The organism is Paraglaciecola polaris LMG 21857, from assembly GCF_000315055.1.
Classification (GTDB): Bacteria; Pseudomonadota; Gammaproteobacteria; order Enterobacterales; family Alteromonadaceae; genus Paraglaciecola; species Paraglaciecola polaris.
In genome coordinates this window covers 18,407-40,045 of sequence record NZ_BAER01000073.1, presented here as the reverse complement: position 1 = coordinate 40,045, position 21,639 = coordinate 18,407, and the positions used below count along the sequence as shown (strand labels likewise).

The window sequence follows — 21,639 nt, the reverse complement described above, 5'->3', positions numbered from 1 at the left end:
TTTTTTGAGATTGATGAACGGCACATCGGCAACTATTTTTAACCGTCAGTCTTCTGAGGGTTTATTAATAAAATAAGTGGCAGTTAGATTTTGTGGCGATCACGGGTTGAAGATTGGCATGCTCTCTCATACAGAACATGTTAGAACCGCTACCTGAACTCCTGTGTATGAGAGCAAGTACTGCTTTATATCTTAAGTGCTAATCCGTCGCCTGTTCCGCGGATATTTTCAATCTAATGTCCCTAAAAGCAAAAAGATTGGGCGTCAGTCTTGTGCTCCCTTGCTGCAAATATGTGTCATTACTTACGCAAGTAGATAGCTTGGGAACGGACTCTCAATAGGCCTTGAATATGATCAAGAGCAACAGGTTTTCTGTGTTGTAGCCGAGCAAGCATCTGAATATCAACAGCGTTAGGGCATACCGTTATCACAACCGGAACAAAGAGTCGGTGTCTCTAAAAGTATACTTAGTTATGAAAATATATAACTAATGTCTCAAGTGGTTAACGTACATTAAGCATATATAGGTCATAAAAACTACGATAAAGTGTTGTTTCAATTAAATAATTTAATCTGTGGCTGACTTGCTATTTGAGTGCGTTTGGATTAAACAACGATGCTGAACGAATCTTAAATTCTACTATTCTAACTACATTAGGCGCAGGTTTGACTTGCCGAAATAGGAAATGTGCTATGAGCGTTAACAACGAAAAGGATGATTTGGCGGTTGAAGAAACCTCTTTCCAAGCCACAGAAATAGACCAGGGTGGTAATTCACCAGCCGAAACCCCCTTTGTTAATGAGCGCTACATGTATTTCACTGAGCGTGAATTAGAAAAAATATTAAACAACATCAATGCTTTGCGCAATAGTGTGTTTCCAGTAGCTAACCCAGATAATGAATCAGAAGTAGGTAAAGAGCAGAATTTCCCCTCAGTTTGCTTAATCGGTTTGGGTCGTTGCGGCTCAAATATCGCATTGGATGTCGCATCTCTTGTATATAACGCACGTAATTTCTATTTAAACGAATTTGAAAACGAAGAACGACAGTCTCGTGAACTAGATCACCGCCCAATGAGTTGGATAAAACGAGGATTGAATTTATCCAGCGCTCAAGATGTGAAACCCGTATTTTTGATCGAACCTTTAGTCATGTTAGGGGATCTAGATAAAGATATCGAAGGGCGAGTTCGTTTTTCAAATAAAGGCGAGAAATCGAATTTTCTGCAGGAATACACCAAGATGAAAATCATGGATTTATCTGAAGTGCATGCAGGAGGCGCAGGGAATGCACCTATTTTAGGTCAGTATTTAGCCAGAATTATCCTTAACAAAGACACCCAGCGTTTTGCTAATAAAGAGTGGAAATATATACACTCATATTTAATCGACTCATGCGGTATAAAAGCGAATCAATCACGACTTTACTTCTACATATTCAGTGCTGGCGGCGGCACTGGTTCTGGAATGGCTTCCGAATTTGGGTTAGCCCAGCAATATGCTTACATGAGCAAGACATTTGAGACCAGAGCCGTTAGCGAGAGTGATGATAACCACGGACACTCATTTGTATTTGAGCCGATTTTCACCAGTGGTATTTGTATATTGCCGAATATTTCTGACCATGGGGTTGAGATGTCTGAAGCATTACACATAAACGCTGGGCGTTTACTGTGTAAATACATGGCTGAGGAGTGGGACTTTTCATACAACTTCGACAAAGAAGACAGCAGTGACGCCAGCGCAATGCATCGCATTCGCCCGTGGAACGCCATGATGCTGATCTCTAACGATATTATGCGCTATGCGGAAGAAACAGACGACAGTGGCATTCAGCACATAGACGTTAACGCGATGGAAAAGCATGCCAATCAGTATATTTCACAGCAAATATTCAACATTCTCACTGCACAAGCGGTCACAACTGATTACGACGAGAATTATTTTCGCCGAGCAGGTATCGATATCGGTGAAACGATTCGCCTAGATGCCAACGATTTGTTTATGAGCCTAGCTGGGCCTGTAGCCTTGGCTTATGCTGAGTCGGTCGTGCCCGTTGAACACGTTTCGAATCTAGATAGAATTAAAATTCTTGATAAAGGCGAAGATGACCTAAATATCGATGACTTATTTTTTCGCTCAATTGACCTGCCTCACTTTAATAAAGTGACGCAGGCTATTGAAGGAATTAGTCTATTACCTATCGAGTCATCACGCTACAGAAAGCGATTGAGTGAATACTTGAAAAGTGGCTATGACGCCAAGCACTTAAAAGATTTGCACTTCTTTAAGAATTGCTCTTCGGTTGTGTCGATTATCTCATTACCGAAAGATTACAAGTTATCTTATATAGATTTGAATCGCCTTAAGTCGCATCTCAATGCGTTGTTCCCAAATACGACACTCAAACGGTATGCATTAGTTATAGGTGCTTCGGCAAATATCTCTTTGACGACCCTTATTGTTAAGAGCCCTTGTTTGAGCGATGATTTTTTAACCTTGATCGTAGCCTATATCAAACGCTGTTTCGCCAAAGATAACTATCGCTTTGACGAAAAACTCGACCAAGCCATGCTTGAATTTATTCGCGCAGAAGTTTTTGATGAAGAAGCGTTGGATTCTATGTTGGAAGAGTATGAAAATCCGGCGAAAATTCTTGATACAAACTGGTATGCAATCAAGCCAATGTACGAGAAAAAATATCGTGAACTGATCCGAGAAAAGGATAAATTTGTTTCAATTAACGATATTCGATTAAGCCGTGATAGCGTGAAAAAAGCGATCAAATATCTACGAGAAATTTATCGCCACAAAATCAGTAAAACCAAGGTGATATCGTTAAACGACGACGGCGCTGAAGTATAAACAAATGCGCATAGCGCTGGGTTGTGGTACGAAGAAAAATGGCCAAATCAATTTTATTGATTTAGCCATTTTTTTACCTGCTTGTTTTATTCCAGCGTAATACATAAATGTCGCCAATTACTGGGCAGTAACGTCGTATGAGGGTAGGCAAGTTACGTCGTTAGTAAAAACTGCCAGCTCCCTTATAAATACTACATTTCACCCGTTAGCATAAAATTTTCTAGCTGCTGAGTATAAGGCGCTAAATCCAATTGTTGTTGTGTTACCCACTCATCGCTGTAATAGCTATTTAGGTAGCGTTCACCAGAATCACAGATCATGCTGACCACGCTGCCTTGTTGCTTATTTTTTATCATTTGGGCGATAAGTTGAAGGGCGCCATACACATTGGTGCCGGTTGAGCCGCCACATTTGCGCCCAAGTATGCCTTCAAGCCAACGAATAGTCGCGATAGAGGCCGCATCCGGTACCTGAATCATGTGATCAACCACATCGGGTAAGAATGAAGGTTCAACGCGAGGTCGGCCTATACCTTCAATACGTGAGCCTTTGTTGTTGGTGATTTCGTTATTACGATCACGGTAGTAATCGAAAAAGACTGAATTGTCTGGGTCGACTACGGCTAACTGGGTTTTTAGATGCAATGCTGGGTTATAACGCAAATAGCGGCCTATGGTGGCAGAGGTGCCACCGGTGCCGGCACTCACTACAATCCAACTGGGTATCTGATGGGATTCCAACGCCATTTGGGCAAAAATGCTTTCGGCAATATTGCTATTGCCTCGCCAATCGGTTGCTCGCTCTGCGTAAGTAAATTGGTCCATGTAGTGACCATTTAATTCGTCGGCGAGTTGCTGAGCCTTAGCGTAGAGATCTTGTGGTTCAACTTTAAAACACTCACCACCATAAAATTCAATCTGTTTTATTTTTTCACTGGCAGTACTTTTGGGTACGACTGCGATGAATCGCAAGCCGAGTAGGCGGGCAAAATAGGCTTCAGAAATAGCCGTACTGCCAGATGATGACTCAACAATAGTGGTATTTTGATTGATGACCCCATTGCACAAACCATATAAAAACAGCGAACGGGCCAAGCGGTGTTTGAGACTGCCAGTGGGATGAGTGGATTCATCCTTGAGATACAGTGATACATCAACAAAACAAGGTAAGTCGACTTTTATCAAATGGGTGTCAGATGAACGATTAAAATCGGCATTAATAATAGTCAACGCGGCGGCTAACCAAGTTTTTTTTTCTGTGGAAAGGGTCATCACTTTTATCTTGCGGCGAATTTTTACATTACGATAGCCCAAAGACCTGACTGAGTGAATGCGCAGGCAAAGATATTTTAACTATTCAGTGGGCTAGGATACGCAGGTCGTGCCAAATGCAGTGGTGTAATGCCATCGTGGGCAGTGCCAATACAAGAAACGCTGGTCGTTAATTGAGAAGTGACCGGCGTTTTTATATATCAATGTTTAGTTTCAACTGGCAAATCTATCGTTTGCTGTGTTTCCAATATTTTGAAAATTAGTCTGGTCGATTTTTAATCATAGGATCGGCGCTGACGATGGCGTTCTCGAAATTATCATCCCCTCGTTTTATCAAAGTCAGTCTAACCGAGATATTTTGCGCGCTTTTACAATCATTGTTAAAACAGATGATATTGCCCGCGCCATTTATCATAAAATCCCAGTTGGTATCTGGGTTGCAGCCATCTTCGGTTTTTTGCAGCGCCCCAAAAAAAATGTAGGGGTCTGCATTATCATCGGTATCTAGGGTGAAAAGCGCCATGCCTGAGCGACTAAAATCCAGGACAACTTCTTCATCCCAGCTTTTTTGCTCGGTATCGTAAAACTGGACTACGGGCTTAGCACCTTGACTTGTCAGTACTCGCGATTTTATTTTTTTTATTTGAGGGAACATGTGTCTTCCTTTTTTGTTGATGGTTGAACTAAAAACTATAATTTTTTATCTGCATAAGTGCTAATTTAGCGGCTAAATTTTCAACTTTATCTAACCTTCCTAGGCAGTCGTAGGCTTGCACATAGGGCAGTAATACCTCGTAACTACTGTTGTCAGTAATAATGGGTTGCAGTAAAGACATTGCCTGCTGACAGGCATTTAATTTACCTGAGTTGGAAATAAGCCTGTCACTTTTTTGGCTTTGCGCATGCAGATTTTGTTTTGCTTCTAATAAGTAGATATTGCTTAGCGTCGTCAGAAATAAGTGGTTTGAGGGCTGTCCACTTAATAATTCTTCCAATTTTGATTTTGCTAATTCGATAGCGCTGTATGCCAAATGCCAATCACCGCGAAGTTGGTAATTTTTAATAATAATAGCAATCAATGAATGAGATTTTTTAATACTCGTTAATATTCGTTGAAATTCGGGCCATGCTATGGTTTGAGCTGGAGGTGCGTCGTGGGTCAACGTTGTCAGATAGAGGTCAAAGGCACGTGCTCTGAGCATGTCGAGTTGCCATACTTCATTTGACGGGTCCTGTGTTAATAGTGTGGTTAGGTTCGCTTTAGCTGATAAAGCCGCCTGATTGGCCGCTGTATACTGACCTAGATAATACAATACATTTGCATTATTCAAGTAAGAATAAGCGAGGCTTTCTATCAAATCGCCATTACCACTGTGGGATGTTAATAAATCAGTAACAATGCTTTGCACTTTTTTACGCGTGTTAACCGCTTGTCGTAAATCGCCTAATTGTTCTTCCGTCTCTGCCAGCCACTCAAGTGTATTAGCGATTTTCAAATGGGATATATCAGTTTGTGGGGCGTCTTTGACTAGCTCATACTGAATGGCTAACGCTTTTTCAAACGCAACTTTTGCTGTACTCATATTTTGTAGTTTGCTGTTAACTGCACCCATCGCAAGATATGCATAAGAGAGCTCGAGTTTGGCTTCATCACTGTTTGGCTTGAGTTGATTCATCAATTGGCTATAAGACAAATATGACTCAAAATGGGATTTGGCCGAGGTGAATTCGGTTTTATCCATAGCCAACTGCCCTAACCAAAATGCATTCGCCCCTAGGGTTTTTAAAAGTTCGAGGTTCTGCGGTTGTATTGCATATAACTTATCTAAAATCGTTTTTGCTGAACTAAAAGCTTGCTTCGCTTCATCATTTTTATTGCGTGAATAGGCAACCTCTCCCATAGCACCCAAAGTTTGAGCATGCTGAAAACGGGTTTTAAAATTCTGCTCTGTGTTAATAAAAGAGAATAATGCGGATGCTTCAGCATCGTCATCTTGTTGACTGAAATATTCTAGGGCCTTGTTGCTGATCCCATCGAGTAAATCCATGCGTTTGACACTGCGCAGTTTGTCGGCAAATTCTCCGACCATAAAACCTAATAGGCTCTCGGCTTCGAGGCGCTTGTGTTGGGCTAGGCTTTCTGCTTGTTGGCTTTTAACACTCATAAAAAGTGCAGTGAAGGTGAGTACACACAGTAACGTCACTGTGGTGCGTTTTAACCATCGTTTAATATTACCGCTTTTTTGCGATGCCTTTATAAGTGCGTGCTCATTCTCTTCAAGAGTAAAGACCGAGCTACTTTGTAAACTAAGCGCTTCTTGTAAGGGTTTGCCTTCAGCCAACAGATAAGCGTTATTTTTGTGCTCATACAACCAGCGCCCAGCCAATTGTTGTAAGCGGCTCTTTATTTGCAAGCCTTCTTGATGATTGCTGATCCATTGACTCGCTCTGGCCCATTTTCGCAGCAGTGCTTCATGAGCCAAACTAAAACAGGGCTCGTCATTTTGCAGATGGGATACAAACAAGCGGCTATCGACCATAGCTTGAACGAACTCATGACGGCTGGTTTGTTTTATCGGATCGTGATGTAACTGGGACCAGCGAGCTGCGCGACTTGTCACGGTTTCACCGTCTGGGTTGAGGGTGACCAATAAGGATAAAACATATTCTAATTGGGCTTGTTGGGCAGCAGATAATTGCAAATAGAGCGCTTCGGCTTTTTTACCTATCGCCCCTTCTATGCCACCTAATTTACGGTAAACCGAGTAGCGCATTTCGTTATCAGCACTGCGTTGCTCATACAGCTCTTGCAGCGTGTATTGCAACATGGGCAAGGCATCAGGGTGATTTGCAGCCTCAAAGCATAAGACCTCATCTAATGGGGTAGTGCTATTGGGCTCAATCGTCCAGCTCAGATTGGCAGCCTTTGCGGGCAGCCTGATCATCTGACTTAATTCGGCGGGTGAAGGCGCAAGCAAATCGAAATGTGCGCCCTTGTCTTTGCCGGACATTAGGCTTGGATGCGTGACCACCAAAGGATAAAAATCATTACGACAGGCGCTAAAAATCAATATGCAGCCGGACGTCGCGAGCGCGTCAATAGCTGCCAAAAAGTCGCTGCGTTCTTGGGCATCAAAAACGGGGGACGAAAGCAAGACTTCGAGACGATCAATTAACAGGAAAAAATGTGGCTTGGCGTAATGTGCGCGATGTTTGTCGACGTGTTCGAGAGTAGCTTGCTCAAGCGACTGGTTTGACAGCGCGTTTTGGCACAGGTTTATAACCTGTTGGCAGTCGGTTTGCAGTGTATTGGCCAGCATGTCTGCGCTAAGGCCATCAAATACGGGTAAGTCGTTTACGTCCCAATCGAGCAGGGCAGAAGCCAAGTCGATAAACAGGCGTGATTGACTGACATCGGCGAAGTCTAGGCTGGTATAACTGACCACGCCAATGCCATCGTAACCGTTTCTATGGATAAGGCGGGGAAGCAAGCCCGCGTTAACTAACGATGATTTACCGCTGCCGCTAGGGCCTAAAATTAAGCCAAAGGCTTGCTGAGCACTGACTAAACTTGATACACGTGATAATAGGGTGGTGATTTGTTCGTTTCGACCGAAAAACACACTGCTTTCATCGGGTTCGAAGGCACTCAAGCCTGGGAAGGGGGAGCCCCCTTGCCAGACGTTCTGTATTTTGTTATCTGGGCTGACGCCTTCTTCTAAAGGTAAGTCGAGCTTAGCGACGATGCGGTAGCCACGTTTACGAATGGTTTCTATGTATTTGGGTGCGCTGGGCTTGTCGTCAAAGGCTTTACGCAACTGGGTAATAGCTTTGTGTACGGGATTATCACCAATGTCGTTTCCCCAACACTTGTCGGCAATATCATCAGCACTTAGCACCTGCTCAGCTCCGTGCACATGACGTTGCTGGCACAATAGTAGTAGCACGTCCATGGCTTTGGGCTCAAGCTGCTTAACCACATTGGCGCAGCGCAAACTGTTGGTTGCAGGGGTAACTTGCCAGTCCCCGATATAAAATATGTTGGTTATTTTTTTCACGTTCTAATTTATGATCAATTCATTCAGTGTGTGTACTGAAATCAGCAAATGGACACTACTAGGCTATAGCCATTGAGCATGGAGTCTTATTTTAATCTGTTTAATTACAGCCAGTTATGTTTGCCACTTTAATCTATGGTTAAAGAATATACGTTATTCTGGCTTCGCTATCACCTACTAAAGTTTAACTGTGCTCCGCGGTCATGACATTGAAGTCGCGGGGGCTTACGCTTTGCTTGATGCTAACGAGGGTGTGAAATAAAAAAAGCGCCGACGGCGCTTTTTAGTGAAATTAACGACCAGCTGACGTCCCGTCAGGTGGCGTAGTTAACTCATATTAGGGGTTGGCTGTTTTTTACCTTTACGGCTGATAAAGCGGCCTATTGCATTGAACATCGCCTTAAATAGCGCTTTGATATCTTCGAGTATTAAATACAAACAAGGCACCAAAACAAGCGTGACTAATGTGGCGTACATCACGGCAAAGCCTAAAGCAACTGCCATGGGGATAACGAATTTAGCCTGTAAGCTGGTCTCAAACATAATGGGCAAAACACCAGCGAAGGTCGTTATTGAGGTCAGCGTGATGGCCCTAAATCGCGCGCAACCTGCATTAATAACAGCGTCTTTAATGCGTATACCCATGGCGCGTTGTTGATTCACGAAGTCGGTCATTACCAAGCTGTCGTTTATCACCACCCCTGCGGCGGCAATAATACCAAACGTGGACATCATGCTTAAATCGATACCAAAAATGAAATGTCCCCATATGGCACCCGTTAAGCTAAACGGAATAACCGACATGATAATCAGCGGCTGACCATAGCTCTTCAGAGGAGCGGCCAGTAATATATAGACCATGATTAAGCCTGCCACTAAAAACATCATTTGCTGACTTTGTTGTGCTTGCTGTTCTTCGATGGTGCCACCAAGTTCGGTTTTTACCCCTGGGAATTTATCTTTCAGTTGTGGTAACAATTCCTTTTCTACGGTTTCGATGACGGCATTCGGCTCCACTTCTTCTTCATCAATGGAACCAAACACATACACACTACGATATCCGCCTTCTCGGCGAATGTAGTTAATACCCGGTTTTTCAGTCAGGCTGACCACATCACCCAACATGACCTCTTTGCCTGCAGGTGTTGTGATAACGGCGTATTTTAGCTCAGCGAAACGTTCTCGAGTCAGCTTAGGATAACGCACCATTACACGTACTTCATCGCCACCACGTATAACACGCTGGGCCTCACCGCCATAGAAACTGGCACCCACTTGACGAGCGATATCGGCTAAATTAAGGCCCAAATCGTACGCTACCGGCAGTAGTTCCATTTGTATTTCTTTACTGGCCGGATCAATAGTGGAGCTGATGTCGAACAAGCCTTTGGTTTGTTGCAGCATGGAGATAAATTCGCGTCCGGCTGCATTTAGGGTGTCGATATCACTGCCGAAGAGCATAAAACCAAATTCACCGTCATCGTTACCGCCACCGTTAATGTCGTCGATGATGGTAATCGACTTCATGCCGGGGATATCCGGTAGTTGTTCTCGCCAACGTCTGGCAAGCTCGAAGGCGTCAAAATGGCGATCTTCTTCGTCTACCAAGGGCACTTGTATCCGACCTTCTGTGCGCCCGCGGTTGAAGACCATAATATCGCGCATCATACTGCTGCCGTATTCGTCGACAATCTGCTTGTCAACGTCAAGTACCATGCTTTCAATGGAGATCAGCGCATTGATCACGGCTTCGTCTGCCACGTTCTCGTTCATCTCAAATGAGATACCCGGGAAGTCATGGGGTACTTTAGGAGAGGGGATCATGCGTACATAATTGGCTGAGACTAAACCCCAGCTGATCATCAATACTGCAATGAAAATGCAGAAAACCAACCAACGCCATTCGGTACACCTTTGTACAAAACGTTTGTATTTACCGTTAACGAAACCAAAAAAACGTTTATTAAAACGCGCACGCCAACTGCTTTCTTTGACGGGAGTAAACTTCATGTGGGCTAAATGCGCAGGCAAAATCAGTTTCGACTCCACAAGACTGAAGACCAGACACAAGATCACTACACAGGCGATAACATAAAAGAACTGACCTTCAGGACCGGTGGAAAACAATGCCGGCGCAAATACGGCTATGGTAGTTAATACCCCAAACGTCGCAGGCGTGGCTACACGTTTTGCGCCGCGAATAACGCTTTCGGCCCCACCACCTGATTCTTCGATTTCGCTGTAGGCACTTTCGCCAATGACAATGGCATCGTCCACCACTATCCCTAGCACCATAATAAATGCGAATAAGGACAAAATATTAATGGTTACGCCAAATACTGGCATCATCATGATGGCGCCTAAGAAACATACGGGTAAACCAAGCATGACCCAAAAGGCTAACCTGAAACGCAAGAATATGGTCAGCATCAAGGCCACTAAAACGGCGCCCTGAATGAGGTTGCTAAGCATCATGTCTAAGCGAGCATTCAGGTAGTACGTCATGTCCACCAGGATCTTAAGTTGCAGACCAGACGGCAGCGTTTTGTTGCGCATTTCTATATAGTCTTTTACCGTTTCGGACACTGGGATGGTGCTTTGATCTTTGGTGGCTTTTACCGACATATATATGGCGTTGACACCGGAATATTTGTAGTAACGTTGGCCTTCAACAAAACCATCTTCTATGGTCGCAACGTCGCCTAATAAAACTTTAGCCCCTGTTTCACTGATCTTAATCGGGATATGCCGGAATTCATCGCCGCTGTACATTTGGTTTTCAACCCGAACGGCGACTATGCCCGACTCGGTGCGCAGTTCACCGGCAGAAATATTCGCTGAATAGTTACGGATCGCCTGTGAAACATCACTTAGGGTTAAATTATACTTACGCAGAATGTCTGGTTTGATCTCAATCGCTATTTCATCTTCCGGTGCATCTACGCTAACCAAAGACACGTTTGCGAGCTGCAATAATTCATCTTCTATTTTCTTAGCAATAGGTTTGAGTTGCGTAATAGGCAAATCACCGACCAAAGACATCTCAATCACGTCCTGTTGGAACTCGATTTGTGAAATATCGGGTGGCTCCATATCGGCAGGGAAGGTGGCAATACTGTCTACTCTGGCTTTCACCTTGTCGAGTACGTCTGTTAGTTTTTTGTCTTTTTGAATTTCAAGAGTCACGCGGCCTGTGCCACGAAACGCTCTTGACGTCGCTTTTTTGATCTCGGTGATGTCTTTTAACGACTCTTCGATTTTGATCAAAATACTTTCTTCAATTTCTTGCGGAGAGGCACCGCGGTACACAGCGCTGATATTGATATAGTTAATCTCAATATTCGGGAACATTTGGCGCTGTATGGTGAAATAACTAAACAGACCCATGATAATGAATAAAAATCATCATCAAATTAGCGGCGACTGAATTATTGGTAAAAAAAGCAATTAAGCCCGTTTGCTTGGGTTCTTGACCGCCGGATTGGCTTGGCTCTTCATGGGGCACGTTGGGGCGAGGCGTTACGTCTTCAGTTGACATAGTATCTCCTACTTCGCTTTTTGAGCAGTTAGCTCATTAGCAGCCTTCACGCCGGCAATCTTGACTTCCATACCCGTTTGCGGATATTCCGGCAGGGTAGTGACTATGTTGTCGTTGTCAGATATGCCTTTACTGATCAGCAAGAAAGCCCCTTCTTCGCGCAAAATTTCGACTTTCTTAGGTTGAAGCTTATTGTCTTTGTCCATTACCCAAACAGTTTTGTTATTCACTAAGGCTTGGGGCAAGCGATATATATGATCAAGCGTGCGTCCTGGGAAGCTAACCTGTACATAGTTGCCAAACTTTAAGGCGGGCATATTACTTTTCAGGCTATAAGGGTCGTTTACGCGAACCACTAACTGGCTCATACGCGTGGCTTGATCAACCACTCCCAAATCGCGGGAAATTAAACCCGTGCGTTCAATCGGGTTGTACCCATTGGTGGTCACTTTCGCTTGTTTTTCTGCTAGGTCGTCCGGTAAAAATTCACGATCAAAACCGGCAATAGGGAATATAATTTCAGCTGCTTCTACATTGTATATTTCACCTATTGTGGTGCCTAGGCCTATAAACTGACCGACACCAATACTGCGACTGACCACAAGGGCGTCGTAAGGTGCGATGACTTCACAATTGTCTAAGTCGCGCTGGGCTATTTTCAAACCCGCTTGGGCAGATTTTAAATTAGCTTGTGCACTGAGCAATTGCGGTTTGCGCAAATAAAGATCTGATACCTTACTGCTGGCCAACCCTTTGGCTTCTTGTTTCGCGACGTCGGCGCGGGCTTGTTCTTCTATCAACTGGGCTTGCGCCAAGCTTACATTGGCTTCGGCTTGTAACAAAGCGGCTTCATAGGCGTCTTTTTCAAGACTAAACAAGGTACTGCCACGCAGTACTAAACCGCCAGCGACAAAATTGGGGTGCCAACTGATGACTTCACCTGACACTTGGGCGGAAATCATAGTGCGTTCAAGTGGCTGAACTTCTCCATAATTGGAAATAACCACTTGGTAATCTTCAGCCTGGGCCGTTTCAACTGTAATCGTTGGGCGAGTATCGACAACCTCTTTTTTCTCATCTTCTGAAGCACTGACTTCAATCAATGTCATTGCGCCAAAACCGACGAAAAGAGCAAGAAAGGGGAATAGAACCTTCATCCATCTATTGTTCATGGGGGGGTAAAACCTTATTTGTGTGTTTATTTATTATTATAGTTAGCTGTTATACGTAGATAATAATCCAACGTATCATTCAACGGGTACTGGTAATTGTAAACAAACGTGAGTATATCGATTAACATCTGTCTTTCCTAATTTCTTATTAATATTTTCACCGTTAAATTGAGACGAGCTGTGATTTAAATTTGAGTGAAATTAACATCTTAACTATGCCAAACTAGACAGATATTTAATACGGGACTTTAGTCATGCTTAACGTCAATTTACGTCATCAATTTTACAAATTTGTTAAATCTTGTGCCCTGGTCATTTTGGGCCTGTGCCATTTCAATGCCTTTGCAGAAACGCAAAATGTCGCAGTGGATTTACCCCGTGTCGCTAAGCACATTAAGACGTTGGCATCTGATGCCTTTCAAGGTCGAGGCCCATTGACGGAGGGAGAACAACTGACCATTGATTATCTGGCTAAGCAATATCAGGCAATGGGGTTGCACGGGGCAAACACGAGTGACGAGCCATCGACGCCATTAGGGGCATATTTGCAAGCTGTGCCTATGGCGCAAATTACCCCAGATCAAAATATGACCTTGAAAATGGGTAATTTATCCTTTGTATCGGGTCGTGATTTTACCGCTCGCACCGAGCAAATTAATCCAAAAATAGAACTGGTAGATTCCCCTGTCGTATTTGTCGGGTACGGCATTAACGCCCCTGAATACCAGTGGAATGACTACGCTGATATTGATGTAGTTGGCAAGACGGTGATTGTGTTGGTGAACGACCCTGGGTTTGCTACGCAAAACGCAGAATTATTTACCGGTAACGCCATGACCTATTATGGCCGCTGGACATATAAATACGAAGAGGCAGCCCGTCAAGGCGCGAAAGCCGTGTTGATCGTGCACGAAACGGCTCCGGCTGCTTATCCGTGGAGCGTGGTGGAAAGCTCGAATACTGGCAGTAAATATACCTTGGTCGACAGTGAGCAAAATAAATCTAAGTTACCCATAATGGGATGGTTGCAATTAGCGGCCACCGAACAAGTTTTCAAACAATCTGGCCTCGACTACCAGCAGCTCAAGCAGCAAGCCTTGCAAGCCGACTTTAGCCCGTTAACCCTTAAACAAAGCGCCAATCTGACCCTCAACAATACAATTAGTCGTGCGACCTCGCACAATGTTGTGGCAAAAATAAACGGCAGTAAATACCCAGACGAGTATGTATTAGTAGGTGCCCATTGGGATCATTTTGGAACCAAGCAAACGCCTGACGGGGATATTATTTATAACGGCGCAGTGGACAACGCATCCGGTGTGGCGGGTACCTTAGAAATGGCGCGTATTTTAATGGCAAAACATAAAGTAACGCCGTTTGAGCGCTCGATCTTATTCATTAATTTTACCGCAGAAGAAACGGGCTTAATTGGCTCAGAGCAATTCTCTAAAGGAGAGATTATTGCCACTAAAAACATGGTGGCACTGGTCAACATCGATGGCATGAACGTATTGGACAAAGTGGACTATATTCTGCAATACGGTGATGGCCTATCCGAAATGGAAGACTACTTAGCCAAGGCTGCTCACGCGCAAAAACGTAAGGCTAAGCTGGATCCTCGACCGCAAAACGGTTTGTTTTTCCGTTCAGACCATTTCTCAATGGCGAAACAAGGTGTGCCTAGCTTGTTATTTATGAGTTTGGGCGACACCGATCCTGACTATATCGCACATAAATATCATAAGGCTGAAGATGATTATTCAGCAGATTGGTCCCTTGGTGGGGTAGAACAAGATCTTGAATTAATGATCGATATAACCGAAACGTTAGCCAACTCGAGAGATTGGCCGAAGTGGAAAATGGATTCAGATTTCAAGACCAGTCGTGAAACGGATTTAGGGAAATAAGTAAAATGACTAACATTATAACAATTGTTCAGGGGGGAAAATGAAGCTAAAGAGATTACTCATTACCGTCTTTACCCTACTGATGATGAGTGTATGCGCAAATAGCATGGCGGGTGATTTTGCAGACGGCCCCGTTATTTTTGGTTACGGCAAACACACGCCGGTGCAGCAAGACATGAAGCTCGAAAAAAGTGTCGAACTCAAGGTTGTCTTTGACGTCAGTCAGGCCAATAAGGATGGTGGGCTTAATCGCGGTTACGATAGTGTTGCACGTTTTTTAAATATGCATGTGGCCAATGGCGTACCCATCGAGAATATACACCTTGCGATTGTAGTGCACGGTAGCGCCACCAACGAGATGCGCAATGACAAAGCCTATAAAGCCAAATACGCAAAAGAAAACCCCAATATGGAATTACTTTCCAGGCTATTGAAAAACGGTGTACAAATTGTGCAATGTGGGCAATCAGCAGCCTACTATCAATTAGCTAACCAGGACATGATCCAAGGTGTTGATATGGCGTTATCAGCGATGACCGCTCACGCTATTTTGGCTCAAAATGGGTATAGCCAAAACCCATTTTAACGAGCTCAGGTCGCTCTATCTAACGACAATGGGAGGTGGATCTAGGTTATGCAAGATTCAGCCATTCAAATCGGTTTGCCTTGTGCCTATCCTCTGCTTTGTCAGTGGATAGGTGTGGCATTGGTCTGCGCGTTTATCGGCATACTCGTTGGGATCGTTTATTCGGTGCTAAAAGATAAAAAACGCCAACAGCTTAAGCGCAAACAGTTGCGCCAGCAGCGCAAGCAGAATCAGAACAACAAACAGGGTTCCAAGCACAGGCGGTCCTAACGTGTCAGCAAATTTTGAAACACGGGACACCATGCCTAAGCTGACTCAGCCAATTTTGTGATTCAACTTAGGCAATAATCGTTGAACCTAGCGTTGACAGATAAGTCGAAGTAAGGTTAATCCACTAAAAATTGAATTCTGCACAATGAATTAGACCTTCCGTGTGGGCAAGGTTGATTTATATGCCAATGAATTTCAATTCATTGGCTGGCGGGACACACCTGGGTATTATCACCCGCGTTAGATTATTGGGCTGGGTGCAATAAAGCTCTGTAATGACAGGTCTGGTATAATTCACAGGTACCTCTCATTTAATGACAAAGAGGAAATTATGAGTACATATCAAAAATCGATGGATGTTATTTCTACCCTGACCGCTGAGCAGTACCGAGTAACTCAAGAAAATGGTACTGAGCGTCCGGGAACCGGTGAATTACTCGATAACACCCAACCTGGAATATACGTAGATATAGTCTCAGGAGAGCCGTTATTTGCTTCTTCTGCCAAGTATGAATCAGGATGTGGTTGGCCGAGCTTTACCAAAGCGATAGATCCCGTCAACGTAACTGAAATTACCGATACGTCTTTGGGTATGACACGCACAGAAGTGCGCTCATCCCATGGTGATAGCCATCTTGGGCATGTGTTTACCGATGGGCCAAGGGAGCAGGGTGGTTTGCGTTATTGTATTAACTCGGCTTCTTTGCGTTTTGTGCATAAAGATGAAATGAAAAATGCAGGATATGAAGCTTATTTAGACCAAGTGGAGGACATTCTTTAATGGCAAATGAACGAGCAATATTGGCCGGCGGCTGTTTTTGGGGAATGCAGGACCTTATTCGTAAACGTCCTGGCGTGATATCAACTCGAGTTGGTTATACCGGCGGTGAAGTAGCCAATGCGACCTATCGCAATCATGGTCGACACGCTGAAGGTATCGACATCTTGTTCGACAATGAGGTGATAAGCTATCGAGAAATCTTGGAGTTTTTCTTTCAAATCCATGATCCAAGTACTGCAAACCGGCAAGGTAATGACACGGGTGCCTCTTATCGTTCCGCTATTTATTACCTTGGTGACGAGCAATATCAAGTGGCGTTGAAGACAATTGAAGATGTGGACGCGTCAGGTTTATGGCCTGGAAAAGTGGTGACTGAAGTGGAGCCCGCAGGCGACTTTTGGGAGGCGGAGCCAGAACACCAAGATTATTTAGAAGTACGACCAAATGGCTACACTTGCCACTTTCCCAGACCCGGCTGGAAGTTGCCCAGTGCTAAATGAGCTTAAATTCCGCAGCTGGTTCGTCCTTGCAATAAAGGACTGAACCAGTCTTTAGCACGGGAGCACTGAGCGCTTATTCCTTCGTGTGGCAAAACGCTCCTTGAGCACAAGCGCGATAAACACCTCATGCTGTCAATTCCAGCTTTAATAATTTGTTGTCATTTTGCCCAATCCCAGCGGTTAACAATTCGCCTAGCACATTAAGTGCAAGGCTTAATCTATGCAATGATCCCTAGGGTTGTCATGGTGTGATGCTGTAGTCATAACTATGCGTGCGGATTTTGAGATTGTTGCGCACCTACGCCACTCATGATATTGCTGTGAAAGGGTGATAGATGAATTGAAGAATTAATTTATGAAACGTTGCGCATTTTTGTCCACCGATAATCTCGAAGGTTACTTTGTTTACGATGAGTTGTTGTATGCACCGTTAAAACAGGTGGGCTGGCAGGTTGATGCGGTATCTTGGCATGACACTGAGGTTGATTGGAACACTTACGACGTAGTCGTGGTGCGCAGTACATGGGATTATCAACAACACGCCAAAGCGTTTATGCATTGTCTAACACGTATTGATGACTCCAGCGCAATATTAGCCAATAGCTTGAGATTACTGAACTGGAATGTGAGTAAAGAGTACTTACAAGACATTGCTAGCCAAGGGATCGCCGTCGTGCCAACTATTTGGTTGCAGGACTTCGATTTATCGTCGGTCAGTGGCGGTTTTGAGTATTTTGACTGTGAGCGCATCGTGATCAAGCCCCAGGTCAGTGCGAATGCAGATCACACCTACATGCTTGACCGCGAGCAACTCCTGGCACAAGCAAAAGCGTTAAAGTCGGTCTTTAGCGATCGGGCATTTATGGTTCAGCCGTTTATAGAAGCTGTGACCACGCAAGGTGAGTATTCGTTATTTTATTTTAACGGTCATTACAGCCACGCTATTTTAAAGATCCCAGAGCAGGGCGACTTCAGAGTGCAAGAAGAGCATGGGGGGCGCTTGCAAGCAGTGCAGCCAGATGAGGAAATGCTCACCCAAGCTCGCCACACGATGGCCGCTATGCCGGACGATGCACTGTATGCTCGTATTGATCTGCTGCGTTATCGAGGGGAATACGTGGTGATTGAAATTGAACTAATCGAGCCAAGCTTGTATTTCAATATGGATAGCGCCTCTCCCGGGCGCTTTGTTGAGGCGTTTGTCGAATCGTTTGGCATGGGCGAATAATATACTCTTTGTGAGTAACATCGAGGGTGGTATTCAAGCACTGCACAGCACTTTGTCAGTCGCCTTAGGTCAGCATAGCGGCGTAAGGGCCATTATTTTTAACCATACGGGTTGAAATAGCCGTATTAAATCGTTGTACACCGGGCAAGCGGCTTAACTGAGCGCGTAACAACTCATCGAATGCTTCTATGTCGCTAGCCAATATTTCCAGAACATAGTCGGAATCGCCAGTAACAGCATGACACGAGCGCACGGCTTTATGGGCATTAATGGCCTGTTCAAATGCCTGATAATGCTCAAAGTCCACTACTACGTGCACTAACGCGCGGATCGTCAGCCCTAACGCTTTAGGATTAAGCTGCGCACTGTAGCCCTCTATGACCCCAGACGCTTGTAGTTGCTGTACTTTGTTCCAGCATGGGGTTTTGCTCATGCCAATTTCATCCCCTAGGGCGGCGAACGACATTCTGGCATCTTGTTCTAGGGCGGTTACTATTTTTTGGGCGTTTTTATCCAACATGTGGTTTTTCATATGAGGTTATTTCCAGAACGATGTTCTTAAAAACTGTATTTAATCAGTATAAATAGAACAATGTTCAAAGGCGAGTGCTCTAGCATGTTTAGCTATATCAGCGTGTAAACGCCTAACGAGCAAATCGAGTGCCCTCTATGACTATACCGAACTCAACGAAATCGACTTTTCGTCAGAAATACCATACTTTATTGGATAATCCAGAGATGCTGGATTATGGGACTTACTTAAACTGTCAGCAGTTATTGAGTGCCCAGAAACCATTAACCGAACTGTGTAATGGCGACGAATTGCAGTTTCAAATTGTGCATCAGGTAGAAGAGCTGTGGATGAAATTGATGATCTATACCTTGGTTGATGTGCTGGAATATATGCAACAAGAAAATACTTTGCGCGTTGTTTCGTTAATGAAACGCGTCACATTTATACAACGCATGATGAGTCAGCAGCTGGATTTGCTGGAAACCATGTCACCCAAAGAATATCAACAAATTAGACTGCAATTGGGCAATGGCAGCGGCCAAGAGTCGCCTGGTTTTCGTACCTTACTCAAAATGCCGGAAGATATGTGGCAGGTCTTTGAGGCCCATTATTTAGTCGGACGTGGTAAATCCATCGAGCAAATCTATGATAGCCAATACAGCCATGACGACAGTTATATCTTGGCTGAATGTTTAGCGGAATTTGACGAGCAACTGCAAAAATTTCGTAATTTACATATGTTTTTAATTCAACGCTCAATCGGGCTTGAAGCTAAATCCCTTAAAGGCCGAGCGGTAACAATATTGGAAAACGGGGCTAAGCATCGTTTCTTTGCGCAATTGTGGGATATACGCAGCGCTATGACCAATACTTGGGGTCAAGCTTACGGCGAAATACGTGACTCAATTAGCGAGTCACAGAACGAAACGTCTGGATGCCCCTTTCATAGCAGTATTAGCAAGTAGGAGTCTCGAAATGCAAGATACCAATCGGCAATTTTCAGTGCCAAAAGGTATGTACTTACTGAGCCACTCAGTGGGTTGTCTACCCGTGCTGACCCGCAGTTCGGTCGCACAGAGTTACTTCGAGCCATGGCAGCAACATGGCGGAGACGCTTGGCCCCAATGGCTAAATATAATTGAACAATTCTGCCATGAATTGGCGGATCTATTTAATACCAGTGCAGACGATATTTGTCCGCAAAGCTCAGTATCTAATGGTTTGAGTCAGTACCTGCAAGCATTGCCGTTAAAGACTGCCCGCACTGTGTTAATGCACGCATCGGCGTTTCCTTCATTAGGATTTGCAGTGCAAGGGCTCGCCGCATATGGATTTAATTTAAAATTGATCGACAAGGATATCGATCCTAATGATTTGGATGCATGGCAGGCGCTTCTAACCGATGATGTGGCAGTGGCCGTTATCACTCATGTTCACTCCAACAGTGGTGTGTTATCGGACGTGGCTGGTATTGCGCAGTTGTGCCGGGCAAAAAATGTGTGCTGCGTAGTGGATGTGGCGCAATCTGCTGGTCTTATTCCTATTGACCTGCAAAGTTGGCAGGTTGATTTGGTACTTGGCTCGTGCGTGAAGTGGTTATGTGGTGGCCCAGGGGCGGGCTTTATGTGGGTAAATCCTGGGCATGTAAATGAGTTAACGCCAAAAAATATTGGCTGGTTTTCCCATGAAAGCCCGTTCGAGTTTGATATCGAGCACTTTAGCTACGCAAAAAGCGCTAAGCGGTTTTGGGGTGGCACGCCGAGTATTTTGCCCTATGCATCGGCGCTGGTGGGTATACAGCAAATAAACAACATTGGTGTGCCGAAGATCTATGCACACAGTAAGGCGTTGCAGCGCATCGTCCTTGATCATGCCGCTGAGTATCTGCTGAATCCGATTGGGTTAGCCTATTCAGGTGGCACTCTTTGCCTGCACTTAGCAAAGCCTAGGCTTGAGGCGTTAGTCAGTGGACTAACCCAAGCAAATGCTTATTTCGACCAGCGCCGTGATGGTATTCGGTTGTCATGGCATATTTATAATACCGAGCAAGAGGCGTTACAGGTGGCGGAAATATTTCGCTGTTTATAAACGCGAAATAGCGCGTTGGCGCTATGCCATTACCCTTAGTCTGGACTAACAAGAGCATTTAAATCTGCGAATCGACTAAAAATCCAATCCGCCTGCTGGGCATAGTCTGGCTGCGTATCTGGTGCATATAGGTAAGCTAGCATTCCGGCATTTTTTGCCGCCTGTATGTCATAGAGATAATCACCCACGTACGCTAACTCAGTTACCGGTATTTTCCAGCGTTGAGCTATATGCAGTAGGGCACTTGGATCAGGCTTGGGCGGGGCATCTTCCCGGGTTAATATCAGGTCAAAAAATAGCTGATTGTTGGCCAGTTTTAATGCCGTGGCTTGTTTGCTGTTGCGGGTCACAATGGCGACTGGCAGTTGCCTTTGAGTAAGTGTGCGGATCAGCTGTTCTGCGCCTTCTATCCATACGCCATTATGGGCATCTTGCAGCTCATAATCCTCCACGACTTTATTCGCTCGTGTTTGCTCCTGAGTCGATAATGCACTAATGAAACGTAGAATGTCTTGCTCGGGTGGGCACTGGAGGACGCCGCGCAAATAGTTGAAGTCTAGTTGGGACGTGACCAATGTTCCGTCCAAATCAAAGATAAAGCCTTTTATATTGGCCATAGTAGGGATCGTCATGAATTATTTCATTCCTATGTGGTTGCAGCCAAGCCGTTAGATACGTCATTAGTCAGTTTTTAGCCTTAATTTCAGCAGATTTGTGCTATTCAACGGCTCAGGGGGACTATTCGTCGCTCAACGCTAAAAACTTACCATTTTGTTGTAAGTAATTCCGCATATATCGGTCTTGTGATGTATCTACTATTAGGTAGTGAGAATAGCCAAACGTTAATGCGTTAGCAGGCGT

General features: G+C 44.5%; 15 protein-coding genes and 1 pseudogene. 9 read left to right on the top strand and 7 right to left on the bottom strand.

Annotated features, from left to right (window positions below; all coding sequences use genetic code 11):
* The first annotated feature begins 693 nt into the window (after positions 1-693).
* Positions 694-2,865 carry a hypothetical protein gene (locus tag GPLA_RS13750; protein ID WP_007105531.1) on the top strand — a complete coding sequence of 724 codons (2,172 nt, stop codon included), beginning with the start codon at positions 694-696 and terminating at the stop codon, positions 2,863-2,865.
* A gap of 191 nt (positions 2,866-3,056) precedes the next feature.
* On the opposite strand, the gene GPLA_RS13745 is transcribed toward GPLA_RS13750, so the two are convergent.
* The 5 genes and pseudogenes from GPLA_RS13745 to GPLA_RS13725 all read right to left on the bottom strand — a co-directional run bounded on the left by GPLA_RS13745 (position 3,057) and on the right by GPLA_RS13725 (position 12,904).
* Positions 3,057-4,136 carry a PLP-dependent cysteine synthase family protein gene (locus GPLA_RS13745; protein WP_040514835.1) on the bottom strand — a complete coding sequence of 360 codons (1,080 nt, stop codon included), beginning with the start codon at positions 4,134-4,136 and terminating at the stop codon, positions 3,057-3,059.
* 259 nt (positions 4,137-4,395) lie between these two features.
* Positions 4,396-4,791 carry a DP-EP family protein gene (locus GPLA_RS13740; RefSeq protein WP_007105528.1) on the bottom strand — a complete coding sequence of 132 codons (396 nt, stop codon included), beginning with the start codon at positions 4,789-4,791 and terminating at the stop codon, positions 4,396-4,398.
* A gap of 28 nt (positions 4,792-4,819) precedes the next feature.
* Entirely contained in the window at positions 4,820-8,194 is a 3,375-nt protein-coding gene (locus tag GPLA_RS13735) for an nSTAND1 domain-containing NTPase (RefSeq protein ID WP_007105527.1), read from the bottom strand.
* Positions 8,195-8,521: 327 nt separating this feature from the next.
* A pseudogene (locus tag GPLA_RS13730) lies at positions 8,522-11,732 on the bottom strand (efflux RND transporter permease subunit).
* An 8-nt stretch (positions 11,733-11,740) separates the two neighbouring features.
* On the bottom strand, positions 11,741-12,904 hold the full coding sequence (locus tag GPLA_RS13725) for an efflux RND transporter periplasmic adaptor subunit (protein ID WP_040514832.1): 1,164 nt from the start codon (positions 12,902-12,904) through the stop codon (positions 11,741-11,743).
* A gap of 254 nt (positions 12,905-13,158) precedes the next feature.
* On the opposite strand from GPLA_RS13725, the gene GPLA_RS13720 reads away from it, so the two are divergent.
* From GPLA_RS13720 to GPLA_RS13695, 6 genes are all read left to right on the top strand, one after another.
* Positions 13,159-14,811, top strand: coding sequence for a M28 family metallopeptidase (locus GPLA_RS13720; RefSeq protein WP_007105523.1), 1,653 nt, complete (start codon positions 13,159-13,161; stop codon positions 14,809-14,811).
* 106 nt (positions 14,812-14,917) lie between these two features.
* Positions 14,918-15,397: a DsrE family protein gene (locus tag GPLA_RS13715; RefSeq protein ID WP_007105522.1), complete on the top strand. Its 480-nt coding sequence runs from the start codon at positions 14,918-14,920 to the stop codon at positions 15,395-15,397.
* 48 nt (positions 15,398-15,445) lie between these two features.
* Positions 15,446-15,667, top strand: coding sequence for a hypothetical protein (locus GPLA_RS23740; protein WP_007105521.1), 222 nt, complete (start codon positions 15,446-15,448; stop codon positions 15,665-15,667).
* A 331-nt stretch (positions 15,668-15,998) separates the two neighbouring features.
* Positions 15,999-16,448: a peptide-methionine (R)-S-oxide reductase MsrB gene (gene msrB / locus GPLA_RS13705; protein WP_007105520.1), complete on the top strand. Its 450-nt coding sequence runs from the start codon at positions 15,999-16,001 to the stop codon at positions 16,446-16,448.
* Complete coding sequence (gene msrA, locus GPLA_RS13700) at positions 16,448-16,948, top strand: peptide-methionine (S)-S-oxide reductase MsrA (RefSeq protein ID WP_007105519.1); 501 nt, start codon at positions 16,448-16,450, stop codon at positions 16,946-16,948. Before msrB ends, msrA begins: the two co-directional genes overlap by 1 nt.
* 355 nt (positions 16,949-17,303) lie before the next feature.
* The gene (locus GPLA_RS13695) at positions 17,304-18,176 is read left to right on the top strand and encodes an ATP-grasp domain-containing protein (protein WP_007105518.1); all 873 of its coding nucleotides are present in this window, start codon (positions 17,304-17,306) and stop codon (positions 18,174-18,176) included.
* Between the two features lie 64 nt (positions 18,177-18,240).
* Here GPLA_RS13695 and GPLA_RS13690 read toward each other — a convergent pair whose 3' ends face one another.
* Positions 18,241-18,708, bottom strand: coding sequence for an Lrp/AsnC family transcriptional regulator (locus GPLA_RS13690; RefSeq protein WP_007105517.1), 468 nt, complete (start codon positions 18,706-18,708; stop codon positions 18,241-18,243).
* 137 nt (positions 18,709-18,845) lie between these two features.
* On the opposite strand from GPLA_RS13690, the gene GPLA_RS13685 reads away from it, so the two are divergent.
* Entirely contained in the window at positions 18,846-19,655 is an 810-nt protein-coding gene (locus GPLA_RS13685) for a tryptophan 2,3-dioxygenase family protein (RefSeq protein ID WP_040514828.1), read from the top strand.
* A gap of 10 nt (positions 19,656-19,665) precedes the next feature.
* Positions 19,666-20,778, top strand: a complete 1,113-nt coding sequence (locus tag GPLA_RS13680) for an aminotransferase class V-fold PLP-dependent enzyme (RefSeq protein WP_007105515.1) — start codon at positions 19,666-19,668, stop codon at positions 20,776-20,778.
* Positions 20,779-20,813: 35 nt separating this feature from the next.
* Here GPLA_RS13680 and GPLA_RS13675 read toward each other — a convergent pair whose 3' ends face one another.
* Entirely contained in the window at positions 20,814-21,410 is a 597-nt protein-coding gene (locus tag GPLA_RS13675; RefSeq protein WP_007105514.1) for an HAD family hydrolase, read from the bottom strand.
* Between the last annotated feature and the right edge of the window lie 229 nt (positions 21,411-21,639).